Raw genomic sequence first — 24,822 nt, 5'->3', positions numbered from 1 at the left:
TTCGCTGCAACGACTTACTTACTTCGGCGTGCCATGGACCACACCCGCGGTGTTGTCCAGCAGGCTCTTGGTCGCGGTCTGGATGTAGGCCTCCAGCTTTTTCTGCAACTGCGACTCGTCCGGGCTTTCGATCAGCTCGGCCTTGAACTCACGGCCCAGCTGGTAACGGTACATACGCGGGCTCATGTCCTTGGACTCGATGAGAATGCGGTCACCTTGCACCAGGCCGACGATCTGTTCGCTGCCCGACGGCTTGATGATACCCACGCCCTGATCGCCTTCCGGCAGGTTGAGCAGGTCACGACCCCAGCACTGGTGGCGGGCCTGGCCACCGAGGCGACCCATGATGGTCGGCACGATGTCGACCTGGGTACCCACGGTGTGGTTGACCGCGCCGAACTTGTCCTGGATACCCGGGGCAATCAGCAACAGCGGCACGTTGAAGCGGCCCAGGTCCAGCTCGGTGACCTGCTGGTGGTTGCCGAAGCCGTGGTCGCCAACGATGACGAACAGGGTCTCCTTGAAGTACGGCTCCTTGCGCGCCTTCTCGAAGAACTGGCCCAGCGCCCAGTCGGAGTAGCGCATGGCGGTCAGGTGTTCGTCCAGGCGGCCTTGGCCGGTGACCTTCTCGACCGGCAGGTCCTTGGGCAGCGCGTACGGGGTGTGGTTGGACAGCGTCTGCAGCAGGGCATAGATCGGCTTCTTGCCGTCATGCTTGGCCAGCTCTTCGTTGCCGCGGTCGAACATGTCCTGGTCGGAAACACCCCAGGTCGGGTCGGAGAACACCGGATTGACGAAGTCGTTGCGGCCGATGAAGGTGGTCATGCCCTGATTGCCGAAGAACCCGGACTGGTTGTCCCAGGCGAAGTCGCCGTTGTAAACGTAGACGTCGTCATAGTCGCGGGCGCTGAGCAGCGCTGGCAGGCCGGACAGCTTGTGGCCGCCTTCCGGGGTCTGCATCAGGTATTCGAAGCCCGGCAGGTTGGGGAAGCAGGCCATGGTGGCGAACATCCCCTGGTGGGTATGGGTGCCGTTGGAGAAGAAGCGGTCGAACAGCAGCCCCTCCTTGGCCAGCTTGTCGAAGTACGGGGTGATGTTGGCCTCGCTGCCCAAGGCGCCCACCGAGTGCCCGGCGAAGCTTTCCATCAGGATGACCACCACATTCTTGATCGGCAGGGTGCGCTCCTGGGGCGGCACGAAGTCGCGACGGATCGCCGCTTCGTCGGCATCGACCAGGGTGTCATGCGGGGTCAGCAGCTGGTCGCGTACGCTCTGGGTGGCCAGGTTCTGGTCCAGGGTGGCTTTCCAGATGTTGGCGCGGTCTTCACCGAAGCGGCTCTTGGCGGCATCGATCAGCGTCAGGGTGCCATTCAGGCCAAGCTGGTTGACGAAGTTCGAGTCAGTGGTGAAAGCATCGCCCCAACGCATGGGCGGGCCCTGACGCAGGGTGCCACGGGCGGCAACCACGGCAATCAGCAGGATGACTACGAACACCACCAGGCGGCCATACCAAGGCGCCACGGTACGCGTGCCAGCGCCCTGCAGGCTGGCGCCAGCGCCACGGGTCAGGCGGTCGATGCCCTTGAACAGCAGGCTCAGCAGCCAGGTGCCGACCAGCCAGGCCAGGATGTAGCGCACCACCGGGAAGCCGTACCAGAGCATGCTCATGACGGTCTTGGGGTCTTCCTTGATGTACTGGAACACCAGGCCGTTCAGGCGCTGGTGGAACTCGCGGTAGAAATCCATCTCCATCAGGCCGAGGAACATCACCACGCTCGAGGCGATGGTCAGCCACAGCCGGAACAGGCCACGCCGGGCCATCAGCCAGGGGCTGAGCAGGGCCAACAGCAGCGGAATGCTGATGTACACCACCACCCGCAGGTCGAAGCGCAGGCCGTTGAGGAAGCCTTCGGCCACGGTCGAGTACGGGGTGTCGCCGATCATGTCGCTGTTGTAGACCAGCAGCGCCAGGCGCACGAGGCTGAGCATCAGCATGATCACCAGGCCGCTGAGCAGCGTATAGGCCAGGTGGGATTTCAGGGTCGGCGAGAACGAGCCTCGCGCGCCCCCTTGCTTCAGGGCATCCGTGTTAGCCATGAATGGAGAGGTCCTAAGGATTGCGGGTTTGCGAAAAGGGCGAAATCGCCGACAGCCAGGCCTTGCCATCGATCATGGCACCGGACCAGAGCGGCATTGTGCGGCGCGGATTCTCGAAAATCGAGTGTGAAAATTTTGTCGATAGCGCCTTTCACAGGCTATGGCAGGATAGGCCTTGTCGTGGGCAAATTGTAACGGCTGATGCCAGTTTTTCGCCGCAGCAGGCGATCAGATCCGCAGGTTGCCCCGCGGGCCGGCAATGGCCCAGATGATCAGCCCCAGCACCGGCAGCAGCACGATCAGCAGGATCCACAACACCTTGATGCCGACTTCGGCGCTGCTTTTGAGTACGTTGAGCACCGCCCAGATGTCCAGGGCGAGGATGACCAGGCCGACCAGCCCGTTGAAAGTAGAGCCCATGCCGCCGCTCCCGTGAGGTGAATGTGAGCCAGAGCATAGCTGGCTATGGCCTCGATAGAGGGGAATCCTTGGTCCCACGGGCCAGTCAGTGGATAGACTGGCAACATTCATCGCTTCGAGGTCCGCATGCCCCCAGCCCACACCCAGGACGCCGCCCCCTTCTCGCCACTCAGCGCCTGGCGGCAACAGGCCCGCACCACACCCTGGCTCAGCGCCGGCCTGGGCTTGAGCCTGCTGGCCATCGTCGCGCTGCTGCTGGCTAGCATCTGGAACGCGCTCAACGGTGACCATGCCGACCACCTGCCCCTGGCCACCCTCGGCGGCCTGTCCGGCTTTGCGGCCACCGCGCTGGGCGCGGTGCTTGCGGTGGTCCTGCGCGACGTCAGCGCGCGCAGCCAGGACGTGATGCTTGGCTTTGCCGCCGGCATGATGCTCGCCGCGAGTTCCTTCTCACTGATTCTGCCCGGCCTCGACGCCGCCCGCGAGATCACCGGCAACGGCCCGGCCGCGGCCTTCACCGTGGTGCTGGGCATGGGCCTGGGCGTGCTGCTGATGCTCGGCCTCGACCGTTTCACCCCGCACGAGCACGAAAGCACCGGCCCCTGTGGCCCGCAGGCCGAGCGGGTGAGCCGGGTGTGGCTGTTCGTGCTGGCCATCACCCTGCACAACCTGCCCGAAGGCATGGCCATCGGCGTGAGTTTCGCCAACGGCGACATGAGCATCGGCCTGCCACTGACCAGCGCCATCGCCATCCAGGACATTCCCGAGGGTCTGGCGGTCGCCTTGGCCCTGCGCGCCACGGGGTTGTCCAACTTCAAGGCGGCGCTGGTGGCGATCGGCTCCGGCCTGATGGAGCCGTTGGGAGCGGTGATCGGCCTGGGCATCTCCACCGGATTCGCCCTGGCCTACCCGATCAGCATGGGCCTGGCGGCGGGGGCGATGATCTTCGTGGTATCCCACGAGGTGATTCCGGAGACCCACCGCAACGGCCACCAGACCGCGGCGACACTGGGGTTGATGGGCGGGTTTGCGGTGATGATGTTTCTCGATACCGCGTTGGGTTGAAACTGACAGCAACCTTCAGGCCCATTTCGCGGGTAAACCCGCTCCCACAGGTACTGTGCAATCGTGGGGAATGCACGGAACCTGTGGGAGCGGGTTTACCCGCGAAAATAGCGACGCAAATTTCAGACGTGCACAGCCACCTTCAACGCTTCCAGCGCCGGCTCGACCTTGATCCCCACCGCTGCGCCCAGCTCCAGTACCCGCGCCAGGTCGTTCTGCCCCACCATCACCACCTGCAACTCATCGTCGAGCAACTGGCTGAAGTTCAGCAGCACATAACCGCCGGCTTCCTTGTTCAGCGCGCCCATCTGCACCTGGATGCGGTTGAGCGCAGTCAAGGGCTCGGTACGCGCCAGCTGCTTGGGCTTGAGGGTGAACGGCACGCTCTTGTCGAACGAATCGCAGATCTGCTGGAACAACTCCTGGTAGCTGTCGGCCTGGAACAGCACGGTGTCGGGCAGGCTGCCGACCACCACCCATTCGCCCAGCGGGAACGGGAAGGTGTCGTCGAAGTTGATGTCCGGGTTGGCGGCAAGGAAGGCGGCGGGGTCGGCGTAAGCCTGGGCGGCTTCGTCGGCGATGCGCTCGATATCCTCATCGCGCATGCAGCCGGCAGCGATGAGACGGATGAGTTCGAGCAACTGGTCTTTCATGGGGGGGCCCTGCGGGTTGGCGTGAAAAGGCGCCAAGGATAGCCGCAAACGCCCCCAGGCCGTTAGCCGGCGAGTGCTTCGAGGCGCGCTGCGGCGTCCGTCGCGCCCATGGTGCGCGCAGCCATCAGTGCGGTGGCCCCCGCGGCATCGCGGTGGGTCGGGTCGGCGCCCTGGGCCAGCAGGTAGTCGATGATCTCCAGACGATTGAACATCGCCGCCAGCATCAGTGCGGTGCGGCCGTCCGCTGCGGCGGCGTCTACCGGCACGCCCTGCTCCAGCAGTAGGCGAATCATCGCCAGGTCGCCCTTGAACGCCGCGCCAGCGATGGGCAACTGGCCGTTGGCGTTGGCGATCAGTGGGTCGGCACCGTGGGCCAGCAGCACCTGCACCGCTTCATGGTGGCCGTGGTAGCTGGCCAGCATCAGCAGGGTATCGCCCTTATGGTTGCGTAAATCGACCGGCAAGCCGCTGTCGAGCAGGCGCCCGAGCATCGGCGCATCGCCGCGGCGGGCACGCTCGAAGACTTCTTCGGCGAACGCGGCGGTTTCTTCGGCGGTCATGGGCGTGGGCTGTTGGTCAGACATCTGGAACCTCCTGGCAATTGAATGGGCCCAAGTGTTGGTCAGGCACCGCCAGCGGGTCAAAGGTTCAGATTCTATGGGGGGCAGAGACAGAAGCTATGACCGTGCAAAATGCACTGTGCAAATTGCACGACCTTGCAGAATGCAATGCAAGGCACCTAATAATCCTCATTAAACTATTGTTTTTAAAGGACTTTTTATAACAAACAGAATGGCACGATCACTGCAAAAACCAACTCATGTCTGCCCACACATCAGTCAGGAGTTGATATGGACCTCATCCAGCAAAAGTTCGTCTCGGTGTTTTCCGCTTATCAGGTGGACACTCAGGCCCGCCCGGACGGCGGTGTGCTGCTGACCTTGCGCGCCGCCGATGGCGTGGTCACCCGCCGCGTGCTGAGCTACGCGCAACTGCACAGTGCCGAACAGCTGTCGTGGGCGATCAGTGCGCTGCGCCGTGACCTCGCCGAACAAGCCAGTGAACTGCCGGTGATCTCCAGGCTGCAGAGCCAGCAGCGCTTCGCGCTGCCGACCTACCGCTGAGCAGCTGTTTCAGAGCTCGCCAAACCCCGGGAACTGCCGGGCACCGAGATCCCCGGTGAAACGCGGCTGCACGCCCTGCTCGCTGGCGTGCAGCTGCAGCGCCAGGCAGAACGGCGTGTCCCCCAGGTCAAGCCAGCGCCGGGTGCCAGCCGGCACCACCAGCACATCATCTTTCTCGCACAGTACCGCATAGACAAAATCGCCCAGGCGCAGGCTCAACTGTGCGCGCCCGCTGATCAGCGCGAACACTTGCTCGTCGTCATGCACATGCTCGTCGCGCAAGTCGACCTCGGCGGAGTCGACGCCATCGCGGCTGAGCAGGCTGAAGGTGGCACTGCCATGCTCGCTCATCAGCCGGTCGAGCGGTGCGCGGCACGCGTCCAGCACCTCGCCCAGGCTGCTGCCCGGACGCAGACGCGCGCCGGACTCCCAGCGCGCCAGGCGTACACCCTGCTCGGCCAGGGTGGCGACGATGTCGTCGTGGTGGGTCAGTACCTTGTTCGCAATTTCCGGGCTGCTGCGGTGGAAAACGCTGAGGATGCTCATCAGGGGTCGTTCCTGCTGTCTTTCAAACGGAGGGCAATGATAACGGCTGCCGCCAGTGCCGCGACGCTGGCCATACCAAAGGTGAAGTGCGGGCCCAGCAGTTTCCAGCTGTAACCCGAATACAGCGCGCCCAGCGCACCACCGGTGCCGGACAGGGCGGCGTACAACGCCTGGCCCTGGCCCTGCTGGCGGGCACCGAAGCTGGACTGCACGAAGGCGATGCTGGCGGCGTGGAAGCAACCGAAGGTGGCGGCATGCAACACCTGGGCAAGCACCAGCACCGCCGGGATATCCGCCAGGTTGCCCAGCAGCAGCCAGCGCACGGCGGCCAGCAGGAAGCTCGCCAGCAGCACCCGGCGCACCGAGAAACGCGCAAAAATGCGGCTCATGCCCATGAACACCAGCACCTCGGCCACCACCCCCAGCGCCCACAGCAGGCCGATCGCGCCGCGGCTGTAGCCCAGCGACTCGAGGTGCAGGGTAAGGAAGGTGTAGTACGGGCCGTGGCTGAGCTGCATCAGCCCCACGCACAGGTAGAACGCCAGCACGCCAGGGGCCAGCAACTGCTTGAGGAAGCCCCCTGCCCCGCGCCGTTCGGCATGCTCCACTGGCTGCGCGTTGGGCACCCACAGGCTGGCGGCGACGATGCCGGCCATGATGGTCACCAGGGCCACCGGGTAGATGTCCAGGCTCAACTGTTCGAACAGGCGCCCCAGGCCGACCACGGTGAGGATGAAGCCAATCGAGCCCCACAGCCGCACCTGGCTGTAGCGCGCGGTCTGGCCGTGCAGGTGGGCCAGGGTGATCACCTCGAACTGCGGCAGTACCGCATGCCAGAAGAACGCGTGCAGGGCCATCACCAGCGCCAGCCAGGCGTAGCTCTTGCCGAAGAAGATCAGCGAGAAGGTCGCCAGGGTCGACAGGGCACCCAGGCGCACGATGAGCAGGCGCTGGCCACTGCGGTCACCCAGCCAGCCCCACAGGTTGGGGGCGATGCAACGCATCAGCATGGGGATGGCCACCAGCTCGCCGATGCGTGCCGGGGAAAAGCCAAGGTGATCGAAGTACAGGGCCAGGAACGGCGCGGTGGAACCGAGCAGGGCGAAGTAGAAGAGGTAGAAGCTGGACAGGCGCCAGTAGGGGATGGGAGGCATGGGAAGTCCGTTCAGAGGCTACCGGCCCTATCGCGGGGCAAGTCGCAGCGGCGCACCGCCGCTCCCACGAATCCCGTGGGAGCGGGCTTGCCCCGCGATGGGGCCGGGACTGTCAGAGCTGGCCCAGCACCGGGGTATTCACCTTCACATCGGCATTCTGTGCGCGGTGGCGCAGCAGGTGGTCCATCAGCACGATGGCCATCATCGCCTCGGCGATCGGCGTGGCGCGGATACCGACGCATGGGTCGTGGCGACCCTTGGTGATCACCTCCACCGGGTTGCCGTCGATGTCGATCGAGCGGCCCGGCGTGGTGATGCTGGAGGTCGGCTTGAGCGCCAGGTGGGCGACGATCGGCTGGCCGGAGGAAATGCCACCGAGAATTCCGCCAGCGTTGTTGCTGAGGAATCCTTCCGGCGTCATTTCGTCGCGGTGTTCGGTGCCGCGCTGGGCGACGCTGGCGAAACCTGCGCCGATCTCCACGCCCTTGACGGCGTTGATGCTCATCAGCGCATGGGCCAGCTCGGCGTCGAGGCGGTCGAAGATCGGCTCGCCCAGGCCCGGCATCACGCCCTCGGCCACCACGGTGATCTTCGCCCCGACCGAGTCCTGGTCACGGCGCAGCTGGTCCATGTAGGCCTCGAGCTCCGGCACCTTGGCCGGGTCGGGGCTGAAGAAGGCGTTGTCTTCCACCGAGTCCCAGGTCTTGAACGGGATCTCGATCGGGCCGAGCTGGCTCATGTATCCGCGCACGCGGATGCCCTGGGTGGCCAGGTACTTCTTGGCGATGGCGCCGGCTGCCACGCGCATGGCGGTCTCGCGCGCCGAGCTGCGCCCGCCGCCGCGGTAGTCGCGCTCGCCGTACTTGTGGTGGTAGGTGTAGTCGGCGTGGGCCGGGCGGAACAGGTCCTTGATCGCCGAGTAGTCCTTGGACTTCTGGTCGGTGTTGCGGATCAGCAGGCCGATCGAGCAGCCGGTGGTGCGACCTTCGAACACGCCGGAGAGGATCTCCACTTCATCGGCTTCCTGGCGCTGGGTGGTGTGCCGGCTGGTGCCGGGCTTGCGCCGGTCGAGGTCGTGCTGCAGGTCGGCCAGGGAGATTTCCAGCCCGGGCGGGCACCCATCGACAATGGCGACCAACGCCGGGCCATGGCTTTCGCCAGCGGTGGTGACAGTGAACAGCTTGCCGTAGGTATTGCCGGACATGGACGCTCCGCGAAATCAGCCTGAGTGGGTGAGAGGCGGCCAGTATACGGAAAGCCGGTGCAATGGGTGAAAACTTCGGGGCGCTCATTTGCCTGGAATGGCCTTATCGCGGGGCAAGCCCGCTCCCACGTGATTATCGTGGGAGCGGGCTTGCCCCGCGATGGGACGACATGGCCATGAGAACCTTCCCCCACCCACCCTGTCCTACTGTCATCTCATCAGGTAGTACCCCCTCCATGACGTCGCGCCTCGCCGCCCTGCTCCTGCTGTTCTGCGCCAGCCTCGCCCAGGCCGCGCCCACGGTCCTTCAACGCCCGATCGACCTGGACACCGGCCAGGGCGTGCTGCACGGCAGCCTGCTGTTGCCGCAGCAGGACACCCCGCCGCCGGTGGTGCTGATCATCGCCGGCTCCGGCCCTACCGACCGCGACGGCAACAACCCGGCCTCCGGGCGTATCGACAACCTCAAGCGCCTGGCCTTGCTGCTGGCCGGCGAACACATCGCCAGCGTGCGCTATGACAAGCGCGGGGTGGCCGCCAGCCAGCCGGCCACCCCGGACGAGCGCAATCTGAGCGTCGAGCGCTACGTCGCCGACGCCGTGGCCTGGGGCCAGAAATTGCGCCACGACCCGCGTTTCGGCCCGCTGATCCTGATCGGCCACAGCGAGGGCGCACTGATTGCCAGCCTGGCCGCCGAGCAGGCCGGCGCCAGCGCGGTCATCACCCTGGCCGGCAGCGGTCGCCCGGTGGCCGATGTGCTGCGCGAGCAGTTGGCCCAGCGCCTGCCCGCGGCGCAACTGGCCGGCGGCGTGGCCTTGATCGACCGCCTGCAGGCCGGGCAGACCAGCTTGGATGTCCCGGCCCCGCTGCGCCAGGTGTTCCGCCCCAGCGTGCAGCCGTACCTGATTTCGCTGCTGCGCCAGGACCCGGCGTCGGCGTTCGCCAGGCTCCAGGTGCCGGCGCTGATCATTCAGGGGCGCAATGACGTGCAGGTAGAGGTTGCCGACGCCGAACGGCTCAAGGCCGCCAAGCCAGACGCGCAACTGGCGCTGATCGACGGCATGAACCACATGTTGCGCATCAGCCCCCGGGACATGCGCCAGCAACGCGACAGCTACAGCAATCCCGAACTGCCGCTGGCCAGCGAACTGGGCGAACGGATCGTCGCCTTCATCCATGGCCTGCCGCCGGCCTGAGCTTTCCTGCCGCCGCAGGCTCAGGTCTTGGCGATGGCTGCCGATAACGCGGCATGAGAAGGCGGTGACGGCGCGTGCGATGTCCACCAGTACCCGGCCGCCGCGCACCTGAGGATTGCCCTGATGACCGATGCTCCCGCCGCCGCCGAGGCGCCCGAAGAACAAGCCCCGGAAAGCGCCCCGCAGCCGTGGGCGGACCTGGCTGCCGAACACTTCCAGCTGTTGCGCCTGGCCGCTCTGCCGACCGATCGCAACAGCGGCGCCCGCCCGCTGCGCTTCGTCCAGTTCGGTTACGCCGAGCGGCATGACAAGGCCCATAGCCTGCTGCGCATGGAAATCCGCCTGCCCGGGCAGAAAGTGCGCAAGGAACAGAACCAGCTGGATATTCGCGTCGATCACGAACAGCGCCTGGTGCGTATCGGCAGCGACGCCGGCCTGCAGCTGGAGCCGCTCAATCGTGGGCTTGGCCGCTACCTGCTGGCCCAGGCGGTGCAATGGTTGCAACAGCGCTGCTCGGGCTACCACATCGAAGGCATGAGCCTGCCGAACAAGGACGCGCTGAACGAAGACACGCGCCTGCGCCGCGACCATGTGCTGACCAGCGTCGGCCTGGCCGTGGAGTACAGCGAAGGCCAGATACTCAAGGGCGCCGTGGTGGAAACCACGGTTGGCCAGCTCAAGGGCGGCTGGAATACCGAGAAGGTGCAGCGGGTCGATATCCTCGACGCCGCCGGCATGCTGCAGCAGGCCGAGCAGAACCTGATGGAAAAAGAAGCGCAGCTGCGCGAGCGTGACGAGCGTGTGGCCAAGTACCGCCGCGAGGACAACGGGCTGCGCTTCACCATCACCTGCCTGGTGGCCTTTGCGGTGTTCCAGGCCGGGCTGCTGATCTGGATTGCCACGCGCTGACACAGCCGGCAAGCCAGCGGTCGGGGTGGGAGCAATTGCCTTGTGTAGCTTGCACTGACCTCATCGCCGGCAAGCCGGCTCCCACAGGAATTACGCATTGTTTGGGTTTATGCGATCGGTGTGGGAGCCGGCTTGCCGGCGATGGGCCGCAAAGCGGCCCCAGTTCAGCGAACGCCGATCAAACCCGCGAAGCGAACAGTTCCTGATGCTGTCGGCACTGCTCGGCAGTCAGCATGAACACCCCGTGCCCGCCGCGCTCGAACTCCAGCCAGGCAAAGTCCACCTCGGGGTACAACGCCTCGACATGCACCTGGCTGTTGCCCACTTCGACAATCAGCAAACCTTTCTCGGTCAGATGGTCTGCCGCCTCGGCAAGCATGCGCCGCACCAGGTCCAGGCCGTCGTTGCCGCAGGCCAGGCCCAGTTCGGGTTCGTGGTGGTATTCGGCCGGCATGTCGGCGAAGTCTTCCGAGTCGACGTAGGGCGGGTTCGACAGGATCAGGTCGAAGCGCTGCCCCGGCAGGCCGGCGAAGCCATCACCCTGCACGGTGTAGACCCGCGCATCCAGCCCGTGGCGCTCGATGTTCTGGTTGGCCACTTCCAGGGCCTCGAAGGACAGGTCGCCCAGCACCACCTCGGCCTCCTGGAACACCTCGGCAGCGACGATACCGATGCAGCCGGAGCCGGTGCACAGGTCGAGGATGCGCGCAGGTTCCGCCGCCAGCCACGGCTCGAAGCGTTTTTCGATCAGCTCGCCGATAGGTGAGCGCGGCACCAGCACACGCTCATCGACGATGAACGACATGCCGCAGAACCACGCCTCGCCCAGCAGGTAGGCGGTCGGTACCCGCTCCTCGATACGGCGCTTGAGCAAGTGCATCAGGCGTACCCGCTCGTCGTCTTCCAGTTGGCAGTCCAGGTAGCTGTCGGCCACCTCCCACGGCAGGTGCACGGCGCCGAGCACCAGCAGGCGGGCTTCGTCCCAGGCATTGTCGGCACCGTGGCCGAAAAACAGCTCATGCTCATGGAAGCGGCTGACCGCCCAGCGGATATGGTCGCGCAGGGTGCGCAGGCGGGATGTGATCACGGAGGACTCCTTTTCAGACAGGCCAAAAGTCTAACAGCCCACACCACACAAATGCTCCCTCGGATAGCCGAATGGGTAGCCACAGGCCAGTAACCATGCCGCCTGCAATGTCAACCATTCACATTGGCGCCAAGGCAAGGGAGAATAGGTACACAAAAGCCCTATCCAAGGAGCCCTTGATGTCCGTTCCAACCACGATGTTCCGCCTCAGCGGCCGCGACTACCCGCCGGCCAAGCTGGGCCAAGCCAGCCTGATCGTCATCGACGCGCAAAAGGAGTACCTGAGCGGTCCGTTGGCGCTGTCGGGCATGGACGAGGCCGTGGCCAACATCGCCCGGTTGCTCGACGCTGCCCGCAAGGCCGGGCGCCCGATCATCCACGTTCGCCACCTGGGCACTGTCGGCGGCCTGTTCGACCCGCAGGGCGCGCGCGGCGAGTTCATCCCGGGCCTGGAGCCGCTGGCCGGTGAAACCATCATCGAAAAGCGCATGCCCAACGCCTTCAAGAACACCAAGCTGCACGAAACGCTGCAGGAACTCGGTCACCTGGACCTGATCGTCTGCGGCTTCATGAGCCACTCCAGCGTCAGCACCACCGTACGCCGCGCCAAGGACTATGGTTATCGTTGCACCCTGGTGGAAGATGCCTCGGCGACCCGTGACCTGGCCTTCAAGGACGGGGTCATTCCTGCCGCGCAGATCCACCAGTGCGAGATGGCCGTGATGGCCGACAACTTCGCCTGCGTGGCCCCTACCGCCAGCCTGGTCTGAGCCAGGCACCGCCCGGCGGACGGGCGGAACCCGAGGGCGGGCAGCAGGTCGAAACCCGGATCAGCGACACCAGATCCCGAGGAATTCGAATGAAGCTCAAAGGCAGTTTCGATGCCAGACGCCTGCGCCAGCGCGAGCCGCGCAACTGGGGCGCGCGCCTGGCCGCCGCCTTCTCCGTCCTGCTGGCTACCCTGGGCATCCTGCTCGCCATGGCCGGCATCGCCGGCCTGCTGGGCAACTACCCTGCCCTCGCCGAACTCAATGCCAACCGCCCGCTCGCGGCCACACTGACCGTGGTCGGGCTGTTGCTGCTGTATGTCGGCGTGCGTTTCTGGCGGCGCAGCCGCATTCGCCTGCGCCGCGGGCGTGAGCTGAACCTGTCGCCGCATTTGATGAAGAAGCACGACTGACGCCATCGCGGGGCAAGCCCGCTCCCACGCTATAGCCTGTGGGAGCGGGCTTGCCCCGCGATGGCGTCGGCCAGGGCAACACAACCCTGCCCCACTCGCGTAAACTACGCCGCCCACGTGGAGGCACCATGCAAGACGACGATTTTTCCCTCTTCCGCAGCGAAGTGCGCGGGGTCAAGCAGATCAAGCACGACCGCGCCGAAGTCGGCAAGGCCAAGGCCGATCGCAAGCAGCTGGCCGGCCTGCGCCAGGCGGCGACCATCCGCAGCGACCAGCCACTGGTGGTCGACGGCCTGTCCGACCAGTTCGTCATCGACGTCGGTGCCGAAGACGAACTGATGTGGCGCCGCGACGGCGTGCAGGAAGGCCAGATCCGCAAACTCAAGCTCGGCCAGATCGCCTTCGAGGGCAGCCTCGACCTGCACGGCATGAGCGTGGAGAAAGCCCGCGAGATCCTCTGGGACTTCATCGCCGAGGCCACCAAGCTCGAAGTTCGCTGCGTGCGCGTCACCCACGGCAAGGCCGCGCGTATCGACGGCAAGCGCCCGATGATCAAGAGCCACGTCAACACCTGGCTGCGCCAGCACCCGCAGGTGCTCGGCTTCACCTCGTGCCAGGCCCGCCACGGTGGTACTGGCGCGGTGTATGTCATGCTCAAGCGAACCATGCTCGAAGGGCGCGACGAGTGACATCGCGCTTGCAGCGCCGCCGCCGCCGCCGTACCCTTCGCCTTTGCGAAATTTTCCACAGGTAGATCCATGTCCCTGGAACAGAACTACACCGAGATCCTCAGCCAACTGGGTGAGGACGTCTCCCGCGAGGGCCTGCTCGACACGCCCAAGCGGGCTGCAAAGGCCATGAAGTACCTTTGCCGCGGTTATGAGCAGACCCTGGAAGAAGTCACCAACAACGCGCTGTTCAGCTCCGACAACAGCGAAATGGTGCTGGTCCGGGACATCGAGCTGTATTCGATGTGCGAACACCACATGCTGCCGTTCATCGGCAAGGCTCATGTCGCCTACCTGCCTCAGGGCAAGGTACTGGGCCTGTCGAAAGTGGCGCGCATCGTCGACATGTTCGCCCGTCGCCTGCAGATCCAGGAAAACCTCAGCCGCCAGATCGCCGAGGCCGTGCAACAGGTGACCGGTGCCGCTGGCGTGGCCGTGGTCATCGAAGCCAAGCACATGTGCATGATGATGCGCGGTGTCGAGAAGCAGAACTCCACCATGCTCACCTCGGTGATGCTCGGCGAGTTCCGTGACAACGCCGCCACCCGCAGCGAGTTCCTCAGCCTGATCAAGTGATCGGCCCGTGATTCGCAGCCGACCCCCAGGGGTCGGCTTTTTGTTTTGTGCGCCTCAACCAGATCAGGAGTCAGTCATGATCGTCAAAGCCCTGCGGGTCGGCCTCGGCCAGCTCATCGTTTTCGGCGACTGGATCAGCCGCCCGGCCAAGAAGAAGCGTGATGCCTCGGCCCAGGCGCGCGTTGAGCAGGAAGCCAAGGGCCTAGCCCTGTATCAGTTCCACGCCTGCCCGTTCTGCGTGAAAACCCGGCGCACCCTGCACCGCCTGAACGTGCCGGTGGCGCTGCGTGACGCCAAGAACGATGCCCAGCACCGCCAGGCGCTGCTCGAAGGCGGTGGCCGGGTGAAGGTGCCATGCCTGCGCATCGAAGAAGGCGACAAGGTGACCTGGATGTATGAGTCCAAGGACATCATTGCCTACCTGGACAAGCGCTTCGCTTAGAGGCTACAAGCCATCGCGGGGCAAGCCCGCTCCCACGCCAGATACCGGCGTGGGAGCGGGCTTGCCCCGCGATAACTCAACTCAATCCACCATCGGCACATGCCGCGGATGGCTGGCCACGCGCGCCAACCAGGCTTGCACTGCCGGATAGGCAGAAAGATCGAACCCGCCCTGATGCGCCACATGGGTGTAGGCGTACAACGCCACGTCGGCAATCGAATACTGGTCGCCGACCAGGTACGGCGTCATCTCCAGCTGCTTGTTCATCACCTTGAGCGCCTTGTAACCGCCCTTGTGCAGCCCCTTGTATTCCTCCAGTCGCTCGTCCGGCAGCCCCAGGTAAAACTGGATGAACCGCGCCACTGCGATATACGGCTCATGGCTGTACTGCTCGAAGAACTGCCACTGCAGCACCTGGGTGCGCAGGCGTGGCTCGCTGGGCAGGAACTCGCTGCCATCGGCGAGGAAGTTCAGGATGGCGTTGGACTCCCACAGGCAAGTGCCATCCTCCAGCTTGAGTACCGGCACCTTGCCATTGGGGTTCATGGCCAGGAACTCGGGGGTTTCGGTCTCGCCCTTGAGAATGTCCACCGCCTGCCACTCGTACGGGCGGCCCAGCAAGCTGAGCATCAGCTTGACCTTGTAGCAGTTGCCCGATTGGTAATCGCCATACACCTTGTACATCGCCCCTCCCCTTTCACGCAGTTGCACAACCGTGGCCAATAGTTGGCGACTGTACGGCTAAATGCAATGCCTGCTGTATGGCAAGGATCAAGCCATGGCACGGTAGCCTGAAAAAAATGCTTACACCTGTACAAGGAATTCACCCTATGACCGATGCCACCACCGTGCCCCTGCGCCCGCTGGCAGACAGCTCCCCCTCGGCGGTAGTCGCCGGTTTCATCGCCATGCTCACCGGCTACACCAGCTCGCTGGTGCTGATGTTCCAGGCCGGCCAGGCGGCGGGCCTGACCAGCGCGCAGATCTCGTCGTGGATATGGGCGCTGTCGATCGGCATGGCGGTGTGCAGCATCGGCCTGTCGCTGCGCTACCGCACGCCGATCACGGTGGCCTGGTCGACGCCCGGCGCGGCCCTGCTGATCACCAGCCTCGGCGGCGTGAGCTACGGCGAGGCCATTGGCGCCTACATCACCTGCGCCGTGCTGGTGCTGATCTGCGGGTTAACCGGCAGCTTCGAACGGCTGGTCAAGCGTATTCCCGCGTCGCTGGCCAGCGCCTTGCTGGCGGGCATCCTGTTCAAGATCGGCAGTGAGATCTTCGTCGCCGCCCAGCACCGTACCCTGCTGGTGCTGGGGATGTTCTTCAGTTACCTGCTGGTCAAGCGCCTGTCGCCGCGCTATTGCGTGCTGGCCGCGCTGCTGGTGGGCACCGCGCTGTCCGGCGCGCTGGGCCTGCTGGACTTCAGCGGCTTCCAGCTCGAGGTAGCCACCCCGGTGTGGACCACGCCCAGCTTCTCGCTGGCGGCGACCATCAGCATCGGCATCCCGTTGTTCGTGGTGGCGATGACCTCGCAGAACATGCCCGGGGTCGCCGTGCTGCGCGCCGACGGCTACCAGGTGCCGGCCTCGCCGCTGATTTCGGCCACTGGCTTGGCTTCGCTGCTGCTGGCGCCGTTCGGTTCGCACGGGGTCAACCTGGCGGCCATCAGCGCGGCCATCTGCACCGGGCCGCATGCCCATGAGGACCCGCGCAAGCGCTACACCGCCGCGGTCTGGTGCGGGATTTTCTACGGTATCGCCGGTATCTTCGGCGCCACCCTGGCGGCGCTGTTCGGCGCCCTGCCCAAGGAGCTGGTGCTGTCGATCGCTGCGCTGGCGCTGTTCGGTTCGATCATGAATGGCCTGAGCGTGGCCATGGGCGAGGTTCGCGAGCGTGAGGCGGCGCTGATCACTTTCATGGTGACAGCGTCGGGGTTCACCCTGTTCTCGATCGGGTCGGCGTTCTGGGGGATTGTGGCGGGGGTGCTGACCTTGCTTATCCTCAGCCCGCGCAAGGGCTGAAAACGCTATCGCGGGGCAAGCCCGCTCCCACGCTTTGGACTGTCCTCAGGAAGTTGGCCCCCATCCGACCCTTGAAGAGCAGTGAGCAGCGTGGGAGCGGGCTTGCCCCGCGATGGGGACACCCCAGCCAATCACAGGCGGAAATGCCCCACCATCCCCTTCAGGTCATCCCCCAGCCGCGCCAGTTCAACGCTTGAGCGGGCATTGTCCTCCATCGCCAGCGCCGCCTGATCGGCACTGCCACGGATCTGCGTGACACTGCGGCTGATCTCCTCGGCCACCGAGCTTTGCTGCTCGGCCGCCGCGGCGATCTGCTGGTTCATCTGCTGGATCAACGACACCGCCGCGGCAATGCTGCCCAGCGCGCTTTCGGTCTGCAGCGCATCGGCCACCGCCAGGCGCACCAGCTCGGTGCTGCCACGGATCTGCGTCACCGACTGCTGGGCATTGCCACGCAGGCTGGCCACCAGGCGCTCGATCTCTTCGGTGGACTGCCGGGTACGCCGCGCCAGGGCGCGCACTTCATCGGCCACCACGGCGAAGCCACGCCCCTGCTCACCGGCGCGAGCGGCCTCGATGGCGGCATTGAGCGCCAGCAGGTTGGTCTGCTCGGCGACACTCTTGATCACCTCCAGCACGTCGCCGATGGTGTGGATCTCGGCACTCAGGCTGTCGATCCCGCAGCTGGCGGTCTCGGCGGCGGCGGCCAGCTGCTCGATGCGCTGCATGCTCTGGCGCACCACCTGCTGGCCGGACTCGACCTTGTCGTCGGCGGCCTGGGCCGCTTCGGCCGCCTGCTCGGCATTACGCGCCACATCATGCACGGTGGCGGTCATCTGTTGCATGGCGGTGGCCACCTGCTCGGTCTCGTCCTTCTGGCTGCCGACTTCGCGGTTGGTCTGCTCGGTCACGGCCGACAACGCCTGGGCGTTGCCGGCCAACTGCTCGATGCCTTGCTGCAGGCCGCTGACGACACCGGACAAACCCTCGGCCATCTGCTGCATGGCCTGCAACAACTGGCCGACCTCGTCCTTGCGCGGCGCCTCGGCCTCGATGGCCAGCTCACCGGCGGCGATGCGCCGGGCACGGATGATCACCCGCTTGAGCGGCGCGACCACCGCGCGGGTGATCAGCCAGGCCGCCAGCACCCCGACCAGCAGCGCCAGCGCGGTGGCGGCGGCAATGGCCACGGCATTGCGTGCGAGCTCGGCCTGCATCGCCTGTTCCTGTGCGCTGTAGGCCTGGTCGACCCGCGCCGTGACCTGTTCGGCGCGGACCTGCAACTGGGCCTTGATGCCTTGCTCCTGCGCCAGCAGGTCGGTGTATTCATTGAGTTTGTCGGAGAAGCTGGCGATATGCCCGGCCACCTCGCCCAGCACGCTCTGGTAACCGGCATCGCTCACCGCGCCCTTGAGCTGCTCGACCAGGCTGGCCGCCTCCACCGTCTGCGCAATGCGCCCCTGGCCCACCTCGCCGCCCTTGCGGCTCTGCTCCAGGCGCACCCGGGCTTCATCCATGGCCTGCAGCATCAGCCGTGACACCTGCGCCACCTGGCCGGCCTGTTCGAGAAACTCGCCGCCCTGCTGGCCTTGCGACTGCTTGAGGGTGTAGGTGCCGTCATCGGCCAGGCCGGCCTGCAGCACATCGAGGTTGTTGGCCACGCTGGACACCGACCAGCTGGCCATGTCCAGCGCCAGCTCCTTGCCCTGCACCGCTTGGACGAACTGGTCGAACGCCTGGCCGTAGGCGCCGAGTTCGTCTTCGGTCGAGGCCAGCCCCGGCAGGCCACGGGCGCGCTCGAGCAGGCCCTGCAGGCCAGTGCGCAGCGCATCGGCTTCGGTGATGTCGGAGCGCAGGGCGAACGCCTGCTCGTGCTGGCGCAGGCGCAGCAGGTCGGTATTGAACTGGGCCATCTGGCGCAAGCCGTCGAAGCGCTGGCCTACGCTGAACAGCGCGTAGACGCCGATGGCTGCCACCAGCAGTGTCAGCAGCAGCACCAAGGCAAAGCCCAAACCGAGCTTGCGGGCCATGCCCAGATTGGCCAGAACACCGTGCTTGGTCACCGCCATCACCGATTCCCCTCTGCCTTGTCGGGCTTTTCCGAGAAGCAAGAGTGACAACGGCGGCAGCCACCTCACAAGAGCTTGGCGTCAGAATGGTGTCATTTAGCTATGAGCGTGTCGCTTTCAGGCCGCTGGAGGTCGCCCCGCATGTCGGAGGAACGCCTGGGCGCGGACGTCCTGCCCGTACGCGACATTGATGCGCAGCCAGTCACACGCCCGCCCCTGGGGGTCGAAGGCGCTGCCGGGCGTGAGCAGCACGGCATGTTCCAGCGCCAGACGCTCCAGAGCGGCAAAGTCGCGCCCGGGCGAGCGGGCCCAGACGAACATGCCGCCACAGGGTTCGCACAATACCTCCCAGCCCCACGCCTCCAGTTGCCCGAGGAGCTTGGCCATGTGCTGCCCCAGGCGCACGCGCAGGCGCTGGATGCTCTTGCGGTAGCTGCCATTGGCAAGCATCTGGCCGATCACCTGCTCGGCAAAGCGGCAAGTGCCGATGCCGCTGACCATCTTCAACTCGGCCAGGCGGGCGATCAGCGCCGGTTCCGCGACCAGGTAGCCCACCCGCAGCGAGCTGCTGAGGGTTTTCGAGAAGCTGCCCAGGTAGATCACCCGCTGCTCGCTGTCGAGGGTGGCCAGGCGGGTGGCCGGGCCTTCCTGGAAGTCGGCGTATAGGTCGTCCTCGATGATCCGCAGGTCATGCTCGCGGGCCAGTTCCAGCAGGCGATAGGCGACCTTGGGGGTCAGGCTGGTGCCGGTGGGGTTCTGGTACAGGCTGTTGGTGAACAGGCAGCGTGGCCGGTGCTCGACCAGCAGCCGCTCGAGTTCGCCAATGTCCGGCCCGGTGGGCGTGCGGGGCACTTCAAGCATCCGCACGCCGTGCTGGCGCAGCAGGTTGAACAGGTTGTAGTAGCCGGGGCGCTCCACCAGCACCGTGTCGCCCGGCGCCAGCAGGGTGCGTACCAGCAGGTCGAGGGCATGGCTGATGCCCTGGGTGGTGAGGATGCGCTCGGGCTCGGCGCTGATATCGAGCCGCGCCAGGCCCTTGTGCAGTTGCAGGCGCAGGCTGGCCAGGCCCAGGGGCGGGCAGTAGTCGAACAGCGCCTCGGGCTCGCCGCGACTGACCTGGCGCACGGCCTGCGCCAGTTCCGCCTCGGCGCGCCAGGCTACCGGCAGCCAGCCGCAGCCGAGCTTGAGCAGCGCTTCATGGCCTTCACGGAACAGGCGCCAACTGCCGTCGGTAGCCTCGCCCCAGGCGCTGCCGGCATCCACTTGTTGCCCTGGCTTGCGTTCGGCAACGAAAAAACCGGCACCGTGCCGCGCCACCAGCCAGCCGCTGGCCACCAGGCGGTCGTAGGCCTCGATCACGCAGGACGCACTTACCGCCTGGGCCTTGGCCAGGGTGCGGATCGACGGCAGGCGGGCGCCGGGGCGCAGGCGTTGCTGTTCGATCCAGGCTTGCAACTGTTCGGTCAGTTGCTGGACCAGGGGCGTTGGCTGCAGGCGATCCAGATTCAGGTGCATGGCAAGTGTTCGCTGATTTTGGTCGAACAGTTAAGCACAAATGCCTGGGGAGTGTGCCTTGTTGGGCAACCCCCTAGCCGCGATGCTGCCGACAGACACTCCCCCTTTGACGGATGCCCCCATGCCCACCCGCCATGCCCCGGCCCTGCTGGCCTTCGCATTGTGCCTGATCACCCTCGCGGTGAACCTGCAGGCACCGCTATACATCACCTACGCCGAACTCGCCGGCCGTGGCGCCGCGACCACCGCCGTGGCCTTCTCCGGCTATGTGCTTGGCGTACTGCCGGTGCTGCTGGCCCTTGGCGGGCTGGCCGACCGGGTCGGGCGACGCCCGCTGATCATCGCCGCCCTGGCCCTGTCGATGCTCGCCACGCTGATCATGCTGATGTTCCCAAGCCTGGAGGCACTGGGTGTCGCGCGCATGCTCCTGGGCCTGGGTACCGGGCTGGCATCGGCCACGGCCACCGCCTACATGGGCGAACTGATGGCGGGCAGCGACAGCGGCCGCGCCGCCAGTTGGGTCACGGCCAGCACCTCGCTGGGCTTCGGCCTGGGCGCGGCGCTGACCAGCCTGTGCCTGCTGCGCGGGCCCACCCTGGCACCGGCGAGCTTTCATCTGCAACTGTTGCTCGCGGGCATCGCAGTGCTGTTGGTGTGGCGACTGCCCGACCCGCGCCCGGCGCAGCGCAGCGCCATGCTGCGTCTGCCTTGCTACCCCGCCGGCAGCCTGGCCTACGGCCTGGCGATCCTGCTCGCGTGGGCCTGTGTCGGCCTGGTGATCGCCCTGCTGCCGGGGATCCTGCGCCAACACGGCCTGAGTGCCTGGTCGGGGTTCTCGACCTTCTGCGTGATCAGTTGCGGGCTGCTGTTCCAGCCCATGGCCCGGCGCCTGCCAAGCGCCCAGGCCACACTGCTCGGACTGCTGATTCTGCCCTGCAGCTATGGGTTGCTGGCCTGGGGCGCCGACAGCGGCCAGCTGGCCGGTGTGCTGCTGGGCGCGATTGCCGCCAGCAGTGCCTGCTACGGTTTTATCTACCTGGGTGGGCTGGCTGCGGTGAACCAGCTCGCCGGCAGCGAGAAGACCCGGGCCAGTGCCGGGTTCTTCCTGCTGGCGTATCTGGGGTTCAGCCTGCCGGTGATCTTTACTGGATTGCTCAGCGACAGGCTGGGGTCGCGCCTGGCGCTGAGCGTATTCGGCACGGTGTTGCTGCTGGGGTGTGCGGGGGTGGCGTGGCGGTTGTGGATAACCTGGCCGGCCCGTTCGCGGGTGAACCCGCTCCCACAGGAATCGCGCAGATGTTTGAATGGCGAGCAAGACAATTGATCCCATCTGCCCAGCGCTGACGGGACAATCAGATCGCCAGTGCACCGCCATCGACGGTCAGGCTGTGCCCGGTGGTAAACGCGGCGCCATCACTGCACAGGTACAGCACCGCGCTGGCGATCTCCTCGACCTTGCCGATGCGCCCGACCGGATGCATCGCCGCGGCGAACTCAGCCTTGCGCGGGTCGGCCTCGTAAGCACGGCGGAACATGTCGGTGTCGATCACCGCCGGGCATACCGCGTTCACCCGGATGCCCTTCTTCGCATACTCGATCGCCGCCGACTTGGTCAGGCCGATCACCGCGTGCTTGGACGCGGCATAGATGCTCATCTTCGGCGCCGCCGACAGGCCCGCCACCGAGGCGGTATTGACGATCGCGCCACCACCCTGGGCCAGCAGCAAAGGCAGCTGGTACTTCATGCACAGCCACACACCCTTGACGTTGACGCCCATGATGGCGTCGAACTCGGCCTCGCTGCCCTCGGCCAGGCGGCCCTTCTCGATCTCGATACCGGCATTGTTGAAGGCGTAGTCCAGCCGGCCATAGGCCTGCACGGTCTTCTCGTGCAACTGGCGCACATCGCTGTCGCGGGTCACGTCGCAGGCAACGAAAAGGGCCTCGCCACCCGCCTCACGGATCAGCGCCACCGTGGTTTCGCCGCCGGCCGCATCCAGGTCGGCCACCACCACTTTCAGCCCCTCGGCGGCGAACGCCTGGGCTGTCGCCCGGCCGATACCCGCCGCGCCACCGGTGACCAGGGCTACCTGGCCGGAGAAGGTCATGCTCATCACTGGCTCCTGCATGGAGAAATTGAGTCGAGGCTGAGTCTAGTCAGCCCGCCTGCCGGCTGGGCAGCATCATCAGGGGCACGGTTGGACTACTATCGTTTGCGGTGATTTTGCGTGACGCAGTACATAATCACAGCCGATCATCGACCCTCTTTTAACCTGTTCAGGAGAATCCGCCATGCCCCAGACCAACCGCCGTTTCCTGCTGGCAAAGCGTCCGGTCGGCGCCGTGCGCCGCGACGACTTTACCTTCGAGCAGGTACCGGCTGACGAACCCGGCGCGGGCCAGATTCAGGTGAAGAACCTGTACCTGTCCCTCGACCCGGCCATGCGCGGCTGGATGAATGAAGGCAAGTCGTATATCCCGCCAGTTGGCCTGGGCCAGGTGATGCGTGCCCTCGGCGTGGGCGAAGTGGTTGCCTCGCAGCACCCGGACTACAAGCCCGGTGACCATGTCAGCGGCGCCTTGGGCGTGCAGGATTACTTCACCGGCGAACCCCAGGGCCTGCACAAGATCGACCCACGGTTGGCCCCCCTGCCCCGCTACCTCTCCGCCCTGGGCATGACCGGCATGACCGCCTACTTCGCCCTGCTCGACGTCGGCCAGCCCAAGCAAGGCGAGACCGTTGTGATCTCCGGTGCGGCAGGCGCCGTGGGCAGCATCGCCGGGCAGATTGCCAAGCTCAAAGGCTGCCGCGTGGTCGGCATCGCTGGCGGCGCGCAGAAATGCCAGTACCTGCTCGACGAGCTGGGCTTCGACGGCGTCATCGACTACAAGGCCGAGGACGTGCTGGCGGGCCTGAAGCGTGAATGCCCGAAGGGCGTGGACGTTTACTTCGACAACGTCGGCGGCGATATCCTCGACGCGGTGCTGTCGCGCCTGAATTTCAAGGCAAGGGTGGTGATCTGCGGCGCCATCAGCCAGTACAACAACAAGGAAGCGGTCAAAGGCCCGGCCAACTACCTGGCGCTGCTGGTCAACCGTGCGCGCATGGAAGGCTTCGTGGTGATGGACTACGTCAAGGAGTACGGCAAGGCCGCACAGGAAATGGCCGGCTGGCTGGCCAGCGGCAAAGTGAAAAGCAAGGAAGATGTGGTCGAGGGGCTGGAAACCTTCCCAGAGACGCTGCTCAAGCTGTTCAGCGGGGAAAACTTCGGCAAGCTGGTGTTGAAGGTCTGATGTCCCGGGGCTGCAAGGCAGCCCCGGCAGGCTCGAATCAGCCGCGGATTTCAGCGACCACAGCGGCCAGCGCCTGCGCCGGATCCGCCGCCTGGCTGATCGGGCGACCGATCACCAGGTAGTCGGAACCTGCATCCAGCGCCTGGCGCGGGGTCAGGATCCGGCGCTGGTCGTCCTGGGCACTGCCCGCCGGGCGGATACCCGGGGTGACCAGTTGCAGCGACGGATGCGCGGCCTTCAGCGCCGGAGCCTCCAGCGCCGAGCACACCAGGCCGTCCATCCCGGCCTTCTCGGCCAGTGCCGCCAGGCGCAATACCTGCTCCTGCGGTTCGATATCCAGGCCAATGCCCGCCAGGTCCTCACGCTCCATGCTGGTCAGCACGGTCACGCCGATCAGCAGTGGCTGTGGGCCACTGCGCTTGGCCAGCTCCTCACGGCAGGCCGACATCATGCGCAGGCCACCGGAGCAGTGTACGTTGACCATCCAGACGCCCATTTCGGCAGCGGCCTTGACCGCCATCGCCGTGGTGTTGGGGATGTCGTGGAACTTGAGGTCGAGGAACACTTCGAAACCCTTGCTGCACAGGGTTTCGACAATCCCCGAAGCGCTGCTGGTGAACAGTTCCTTGCCGACCTTGACCCGGCACAGCGCCGGATCGAGCTGGTCAGCCAGCTTCAGGGCGGCGTCACGGGTAGGGAAATCCAGGGCGACGATCAGGGGCGTCTGGCAGGCGGACATGGGCGCGGTCTCTTGGCAAGTCGTAAACGGCGCGCATTGTAAACGAAGTGGCGTGGCCTTTGGGGGCCGCGGGTCATGAGAATTGGCCTGGCAGTAGGCCACTCCTATAATTGAACCATCGCACACGGCCATGGTTCGAATACCATGCAGGTGCTGTCATCTTCAGTTTGCAGGAGAACATCGATGCCTTGGTATGCCTGGTTGATACTCATCGTCGCCCTTGGCTCGATCGTTGGCGGGCTGATGATGCTGCGGGATACGGCGAAAAAACTGCCGTTGACCGAGGAGCAGTTGAAGAAAGTCCACGAGCGCAATGCCGAGGCGGATGCCAAGGATGCGCAAGACCGCTGAACAACATTGCCGTCATGAAGAGCCGACCAGCGGGTGCCGATCGGCTCCAGCCTGCTTTACTCGACCATCAGCTTGTCACGATTGCGCTCCAGCAGCGCTTTGCCTATGCCCTTTATCTCGAGCAGTTCATCCACGGAGGTGAACGGCCCGTTGGCATCACGGTAGGCGACAATGGCCTGTGCCTTGGCCTGACCGATGCCGTTCAGTGCTTTTTGCAGGGTTTGCGCATCGGCCGTGTTCAGATCTACCCGATTGTTTGCCTGCTCGGCCGGCATCACTGCTGGCACTGGCTCGGCAGGCATGCTGGTGGGGGCAGCGCTGAGCGAAAAGGAAAACCCGGCAAAAAGCGGAAGCAGCAGGTACGACAGGACAGTGTTACGCATGGGAAGTCACTCCTTGAGGCTAATTGAAAGGCAACGTTTCCTTGGTTGCCCTGCTACGGTAGATGGCCA

The 24,822-nt window shown here is 65.5% G+C and carries 27 protein-coding genes and 1 pseudogene; 13 read left to right on the top strand and 15 right to left on the bottom strand.

From position 1 onward, the window contains the following. Nucleotides 1–18: 18 nt before the first annotated feature. On the bottom strand, nt 19–2,097 hold the full coding sequence (locus RTH46_RS19370) for an LTA synthase family protein (protein ID WP_316906379.1): 2,079 nt from the start codon (nt 2,095–2,097) through the stop codon (nt 19–21). Nucleotides 2,098–2,325: 228 nt separating this feature from the next. Further along, nucleotides 2,326–2,517 (bottom strand): PLDc N-terminal domain-containing protein, encoded by a 192-nt coding sequence (locus RTH46_RS19365; RefSeq protein ID WP_125463163.1) that lies wholly within the window; start codon nt 2,515–2,517, stop codon nt 2,326–2,328. A gap of 126 nt (nt 2,518–2,643) precedes the next feature. On the opposite strand from RTH46_RS19365, the gene RTH46_RS19360 reads away from it, so the two are divergent. Beyond that, nucleotides 2,644–3,582, top strand: coding sequence for a ZIP family metal transporter (locus RTH46_RS19360; protein ID WP_153786905.1), 939 nt, complete (start codon nt 2,644–2,646; stop codon nt 3,580–3,582). A 122-nt stretch (nt 3,583–3,704) separates the two neighbouring features. Here the strand turns inward: RTH46_RS19360 and RTH46_RS19355 are convergent, their stop codons facing one another. Continuing rightward, nucleotides 3,705–4,235 (bottom strand): hypothetical protein, encoded by a 531-nt coding sequence (locus RTH46_RS19355; RefSeq protein WP_316906378.1) that lies wholly within the window; start codon nt 4,233–4,235, stop codon nt 3,705–3,707. A gap of 62 nt (nt 4,236–4,297) precedes the next feature. Further along, nucleotides 4,298–4,819, bottom strand: a complete 522-nt coding sequence (locus RTH46_RS19350) for an ankyrin repeat domain-containing protein (RefSeq protein WP_316906377.1) — start codon at nt 4,817–4,819, stop codon at nt 4,298–4,300. 267 nt (nt 4,820–5,086) lie between these two features. Here RTH46_RS19350 and RTH46_RS19345 point away from each other — a divergent pair, with 267 nt between their 5' ends. Continuing rightward, nucleotides 5,087–5,359 (top strand): DUF3509 domain-containing protein, encoded by a 273-nt coding sequence (locus RTH46_RS19345; protein ID WP_110992563.1) that lies wholly within the window; start codon nt 5,087–5,089, stop codon nt 5,357–5,359. A gap of 9 nt (nt 5,360–5,368) precedes the next feature. On the opposite strand, the gene RTH46_RS19340 is transcribed toward RTH46_RS19345, so the two are convergent. The 3 genes from RTH46_RS19340 to aroC all read right to left on the bottom strand — a co-directional run bounded on the left by RTH46_RS19340 (nt 5,369) and on the right by aroC (nt 8,263). Next, nucleotides 5,369–5,905 carry an oxidase gene (locus RTH46_RS19340; protein ID WP_316906376.1) on the bottom strand — a complete coding sequence of 179 codons (537 nt, stop codon included), beginning with the start codon at nt 5,903–5,905 and terminating at the stop codon, nt 5,369–5,371. Continuing rightward, the gene (locus tag RTH46_RS19335) at nt 5,905–7,059 is read right to left on the bottom strand and encodes an MFS transporter (protein ID WP_316906375.1); all 1,155 of its coding nucleotides are present in this window, start codon (nt 7,057–7,059) and stop codon (nt 5,905–5,907) included. The genes RTH46_RS19340 and RTH46_RS19335 overlap by 1 nt, the downstream gene beginning before the upstream one ends. 112 nt (nt 7,060–7,171) lie before the next feature. Next, on the bottom strand, nt 7,172–8,263 hold the full coding sequence (gene aroC / locus RTH46_RS19330; protein ID WP_153786910.1) for a chorismate synthase: 1,092 nt from the start codon (nt 8,261–8,263) through the stop codon (nt 7,172–7,174). A gap of 236 nt (nt 8,264–8,499) precedes the next feature. Here aroC and RTH46_RS19325 point away from each other — a divergent pair, with 236 nt between their 5' ends. Together RTH46_RS19325 and RTH46_RS19320 are read left to right on the top strand one after the other, a co-directional pair. Next, nucleotides 8,500–9,459, top strand: coding sequence for an alpha/beta hydrolase (locus RTH46_RS19325; protein WP_153786911.1), 960 nt, complete (start codon nt 8,500–8,502; stop codon nt 9,457–9,459). A gap of 123 nt (nt 9,460–9,582) precedes the next feature. Then, entirely contained in the window at nt 9,583–10,368 is a 786-nt protein-coding gene (locus RTH46_RS19320; protein WP_316906374.1) for a hypothetical protein, read from the top strand. 178 nt (nt 10,369–10,546) lie between these two features. Here RTH46_RS19320 and prmB read toward each other — a convergent pair whose 3' ends face one another. After that, on the bottom strand, nt 10,547–11,455 hold the full coding sequence (gene prmB / locus RTH46_RS19315; RefSeq protein ID WP_153786913.1) for a 50S ribosomal protein L3 N(5)-glutamine methyltransferase: 909 nt from the start codon (nt 11,453–11,455) through the stop codon (nt 10,547–10,549). 179 nt (nt 11,456–11,634) lie between these two features. Here prmB and RTH46_RS19310 point away from each other — a divergent pair, with 179 nt between their 5' ends. The 5 genes from RTH46_RS19310 to RTH46_RS19290 all read left to right on the top strand — a co-directional run bounded on the left by RTH46_RS19310 (nt 11,635) and on the right by RTH46_RS19290 (nt 14,381). Further along, on the top strand, nt 11,635–12,225 hold the full coding sequence (locus RTH46_RS19310; RefSeq protein ID WP_110992556.1) for a cysteine hydrolase family protein: 591 nt from the start codon (nt 11,635–11,637) through the stop codon (nt 12,223–12,225). 89 nt (nt 12,226–12,314) lie between these two features. Beyond that, nucleotides 12,315–12,635 (top strand): hypothetical protein, encoded by a 321-nt coding sequence (locus RTH46_RS19305; RefSeq protein WP_110992555.1) that lies wholly within the window; start codon nt 12,315–12,317, stop codon nt 12,633–12,635. A gap of 128 nt (nt 12,636–12,763) precedes the next feature. Then, nucleotides 12,764–13,324, top strand: coding sequence for a Smr/MutS family protein (locus tag RTH46_RS19300; RefSeq protein ID WP_153786915.1), 561 nt, complete (start codon nt 12,764–12,766; stop codon nt 13,322–13,324). A gap of 69 nt (nt 13,325–13,393) precedes the next feature. Beyond that, a complete protein-coding gene (folE, locus tag RTH46_RS19295) occupies nt 13,394–13,939 on the top strand; it encodes a GTP cyclohydrolase I FolE (protein WP_153786916.1) in 546 nt (181 codons plus the stop codon). Between the two features lie 76 nt (nt 13,940–14,015). Beyond that, a complete protein-coding gene (locus RTH46_RS19290) occupies nt 14,016–14,381 on the top strand; it encodes a glutaredoxin family protein (RefSeq protein ID WP_153786917.1) in 366 nt (121 codons plus the stop codon). A gap of 81 nt (nt 14,382–14,462) precedes the next feature. Here the strand turns inward: RTH46_RS19290 and RTH46_RS19285 are convergent, their stop codons facing one another. Next, nucleotides 14,463–15,065 (bottom strand): glutathione S-transferase family protein, encoded by a 603-nt coding sequence (locus tag RTH46_RS19285; RefSeq protein ID WP_110992551.1) that lies wholly within the window; start codon nt 15,063–15,065, stop codon nt 14,463–14,465. A gap of 146 nt (nt 15,066–15,211) precedes the next feature. Here RTH46_RS19285 and RTH46_RS19280 point away from each other — a divergent pair, with 146 nt between their 5' ends. Continuing rightward, nucleotides 15,212–16,402, top strand: a complete 1,191-nt coding sequence (locus RTH46_RS19280; protein WP_153786919.1) for a benzoate/H(+) symporter BenE family transporter — start codon at nt 15,212–15,214, stop codon at nt 16,400–16,402. A gap of 131 nt (nt 16,403–16,533) precedes the next feature. Here RTH46_RS19280 and RTH46_RS26360 read toward each other — a convergent pair whose 3' ends face one another. The 3 genes and pseudogenes from RTH46_RS26360 to RTH46_RS19270 form a co-directional block, all read right to left on the bottom strand. Then, entirely contained in the window at nt 16,534–17,238 is a 705-nt protein-coding gene (locus tag RTH46_RS26360; protein ID WP_390967781.1) for a methyl-accepting chemotaxis protein, read from the bottom strand. Between the two features lie 201 nt (nt 17,239–17,439). Beyond that, nucleotides 17,440–17,619: pseudogene (locus RTH46_RS26355) on the bottom strand (hypothetical protein); the annotation flags it as partial. 969 nt (nt 17,620–18,588) lie between these two features. Further along, nucleotides 18,589–19,986, bottom strand: coding sequence for a PLP-dependent aminotransferase family protein (locus tag RTH46_RS19270; RefSeq protein WP_153786921.1), 1,398 nt, complete (start codon nt 19,984–19,986; stop codon nt 18,589–18,591). A gap of 121 nt (nt 19,987–20,107) precedes the next feature. Here RTH46_RS19270 and RTH46_RS19265 point away from each other — a divergent pair, with 121 nt between their 5' ends. Then, a complete protein-coding gene (locus RTH46_RS19265; protein WP_316906372.1) occupies nt 20,108–21,310 on the top strand; it encodes an MFS transporter in 1,203 nt (400 codons plus the stop codon). A 28-nt stretch (nt 21,311–21,338) separates the two neighbouring features. On the opposite strand, the gene RTH46_RS19260 is transcribed toward RTH46_RS19265, so the two are convergent. Continuing rightward, nucleotides 21,339–22,100, bottom strand: coding sequence for an SDR family oxidoreductase (locus tag RTH46_RS19260; RefSeq protein ID WP_153786923.1), 762 nt, complete (start codon nt 22,098–22,100; stop codon nt 21,339–21,341). Nucleotides 22,101–22,278: 178 nt separating this feature from the next. Here RTH46_RS19260 and RTH46_RS19255 point away from each other — a divergent pair, with 178 nt between their 5' ends. Next, nucleotides 22,279–23,280 (top strand): NADP-dependent oxidoreductase, encoded by a 1,002-nt coding sequence (locus RTH46_RS19255; protein WP_316906371.1) that lies wholly within the window; start codon nt 22,279–22,281, stop codon nt 23,278–23,280. Between the two features lie 37 nt (nt 23,281–23,317). Here RTH46_RS19255 and pyrF read toward each other — a convergent pair whose 3' ends face one another. Beyond that, nucleotides 23,318–24,019, bottom strand: a complete 702-nt coding sequence (pyrF, locus tag RTH46_RS19250) for an orotidine-5'-phosphate decarboxylase (RefSeq protein WP_110992544.1) — start codon at nt 24,017–24,019, stop codon at nt 23,318–23,320. Nucleotides 24,020–24,202: 183 nt separating this feature from the next. Here pyrF and RTH46_RS19245 point away from each other — a divergent pair, with 183 nt between their 5' ends. Continuing rightward, nucleotides 24,203–24,370 carry a DUF2897 family protein gene (locus tag RTH46_RS19245; protein WP_110992543.1) on the top strand — a complete coding sequence of 56 codons (168 nt, stop codon included), beginning with the start codon at nt 24,203–24,205 and terminating at the stop codon, nt 24,368–24,370. A gap of 56 nt (nt 24,371–24,426) precedes the next feature. Here RTH46_RS19245 and RTH46_RS19240 read toward each other — a convergent pair whose 3' ends face one another. After that, nucleotides 24,427–24,753 (bottom strand): ComEA family DNA-binding protein, encoded by a 327-nt coding sequence (locus RTH46_RS19240; protein ID WP_153786925.1) that lies wholly within the window; start codon nt 24,751–24,753, stop codon nt 24,427–24,429. Nucleotides 24,754–24,822 lie beyond the last annotated feature (69 nt).

It is taken from the genome of Pseudomonas sp. zfem004, from assembly GCF_032621715.1.
Lineage (GTDB): Bacteria > Pseudomonadota > Gammaproteobacteria > Pseudomonadales > Pseudomonadaceae > Aquipseudomonas > Aquipseudomonas sichuanensis.
The sequence above is the reverse complement of the archived record's forward strand: the minus strand, read 5'-3'. Positions and strand labels throughout refer to the sequence as shown.

What these genes read in the sequence shown, in the direction of transcription:
- RTH46_RS26360 (WP_390967781.1), bottom strand. Translation starts at nt 17,238, where the DNA reads ATGACCGCCACCGTGCATGATGTGGCGCGTAATGCCGAGCAGGCGGCC.
- RTH46_RS19345 (WP_110992563.1), top strand. Translation starts at nt 5,087, where the DNA reads ATGGACCTCATCCAGCAAAAGTTCGTCTCGGTGTTTTCCGCTTATCAG.
- RTH46_RS19310 (WP_110992556.1), top strand. Translation starts at nt 11,635, where the DNA reads ATGTCCGTTCCAACCACGATGTTCCGCCTCAGCGGCCGCGACTACCCG.
- RTH46_RS19340 (WP_316906376.1), bottom strand. Translation starts at nt 5,905, where the DNA reads ATGAGCATCCTCAGCGTTTTCCACCGCAGCAGCCCGGAAATTGCGAAC.
- RTH46_RS19280 (WP_153786919.1), top strand. Translation starts at nt 15,212, where the DNA reads ATGACCGATGCCACCACCGTGCCCCTGCGCCCGCTGGCAGACAGCTCC.
- pyrF (WP_110992544.1), bottom strand. Translation starts at nt 24,019, where the DNA reads ATGTCCGCCTGCCAGACGCCCCTGATCGTCGCCCTGGATTTCCCTACC.
- aroC (WP_153786910.1), bottom strand. Translation starts at nt 8,263, where the DNA reads ATGTCCGGCAATACCTACGGCAAGCTGTTCACTGTCACCACCGCTGGC.
- RTH46_RS19265 (WP_316906372.1), top strand. Translation starts at nt 20,108, where the DNA reads ATGCCCACCCGCCATGCCCCGGCCCTGCTGGCCTTCGCATTGTGCCTG.
- RTH46_RS19365 (WP_125463163.1), bottom strand. Translation starts at nt 2,517, where the DNA reads ATGGGCTCTACTTTCAACGGGCTGGTCGGCCTGGTCATCCTCGCCCTG.
- RTH46_RS19285 (WP_110992551.1), bottom strand. Translation starts at nt 15,065, where the DNA reads ATGTACAAGGTGTATGGCGATTACCAATCGGGCAACTGCTACAAGGTC.
- RTH46_RS19305 (WP_110992555.1), top strand. Translation starts at nt 12,315, where the DNA reads ATGAAGCTCAAAGGCAGTTTCGATGCCAGACGCCTGCGCCAGCGCGAG.
- RTH46_RS19260 (WP_153786923.1), bottom strand. Translation starts at nt 22,100, where the DNA reads ATGAGCATGACCTTCTCCGGCCAGGTAGCCCTGGTCACCGGTGGCGCG.
- RTH46_RS19370 (WP_316906379.1), bottom strand. Translation starts at nt 2,097, where the DNA reads ATGGCTAACACGGATGCCCTGAAGCAAGGGGGCGCGCGAGGCTCGTTC.
- RTH46_RS19360 (WP_153786905.1), top strand. Translation starts at nt 2,644, where the DNA reads ATGCCCCCAGCCCACACCCAGGACGCCGCCCCCTTCTCGCCACTCAGC.
- RTH46_RS19270 (WP_153786921.1), bottom strand. Translation starts at nt 19,986, where the DNA reads ATGCACCTGAATCTGGATCGCCTGCAGCCAACGCCCCTGGTCCAGCAA.
- RTH46_RS19350 (WP_316906377.1), bottom strand. Translation starts at nt 4,819, where the DNA reads ATGTCTGACCAACAGCCCACGCCCATGACCGCCGAAGAAACCGCCGCG.
- RTH46_RS19240 (WP_153786925.1), bottom strand. Translation starts at nt 24,753, where the DNA reads ATGCGTAACACTGTCCTGTCGTACCTGCTGCTTCCGCTTTTTGCCGGG.
- RTH46_RS19320 (WP_316906374.1), top strand. Translation starts at nt 9,583, where the DNA reads ATGACCGATGCTCCCGCCGCCGCCGAGGCGCCCGAAGAACAAGCCCCG.
- RTH46_RS19325 (WP_153786911.1), top strand. Translation starts at nt 8,500, where the DNA reads ATGACGTCGCGCCTCGCCGCCCTGCTCCTGCTGTTCTGCGCCAGCCTC.
- folE (WP_153786916.1), top strand. Translation starts at nt 13,394, where the DNA reads ATGTCCCTGGAACAGAACTACACCGAGATCCTCAGCCAACTGGGTGAG.
- RTH46_RS19335 (WP_316906375.1), bottom strand. Translation starts at nt 7,059, where the DNA reads ATGCCTCCCATCCCCTACTGGCGCCTGTCCAGCTTCTACCTCTTCTAC.
- RTH46_RS19290 (WP_153786917.1), top strand. Translation starts at nt 14,016, where the DNA reads ATGATCGTCAAAGCCCTGCGGGTCGGCCTCGGCCAGCTCATCGTTTTC.
- RTH46_RS19355 (WP_316906378.1), bottom strand. Translation starts at nt 4,235, where the DNA reads ATGAAAGACCAGTTGCTCGAACTCATCCGTCTCATCGCTGCCGGCTGC.
- RTH46_RS19255 (WP_316906371.1), top strand. Translation starts at nt 22,279, where the DNA reads ATGCCCCAGACCAACCGCCGTTTCCTGCTGGCAAAGCGTCCGGTCGGC.
- RTH46_RS19300 (WP_153786915.1), top strand. Translation starts at nt 12,764, where the DNA reads ATGCAAGACGACGATTTTTCCCTCTTCCGCAGCGAAGTGCGCGGGGTC.
- RTH46_RS19245 (WP_110992543.1), top strand. Translation starts at nt 24,203, where the DNA reads ATGCCTTGGTATGCCTGGTTGATACTCATCGTCGCCCTTGGCTCGATC.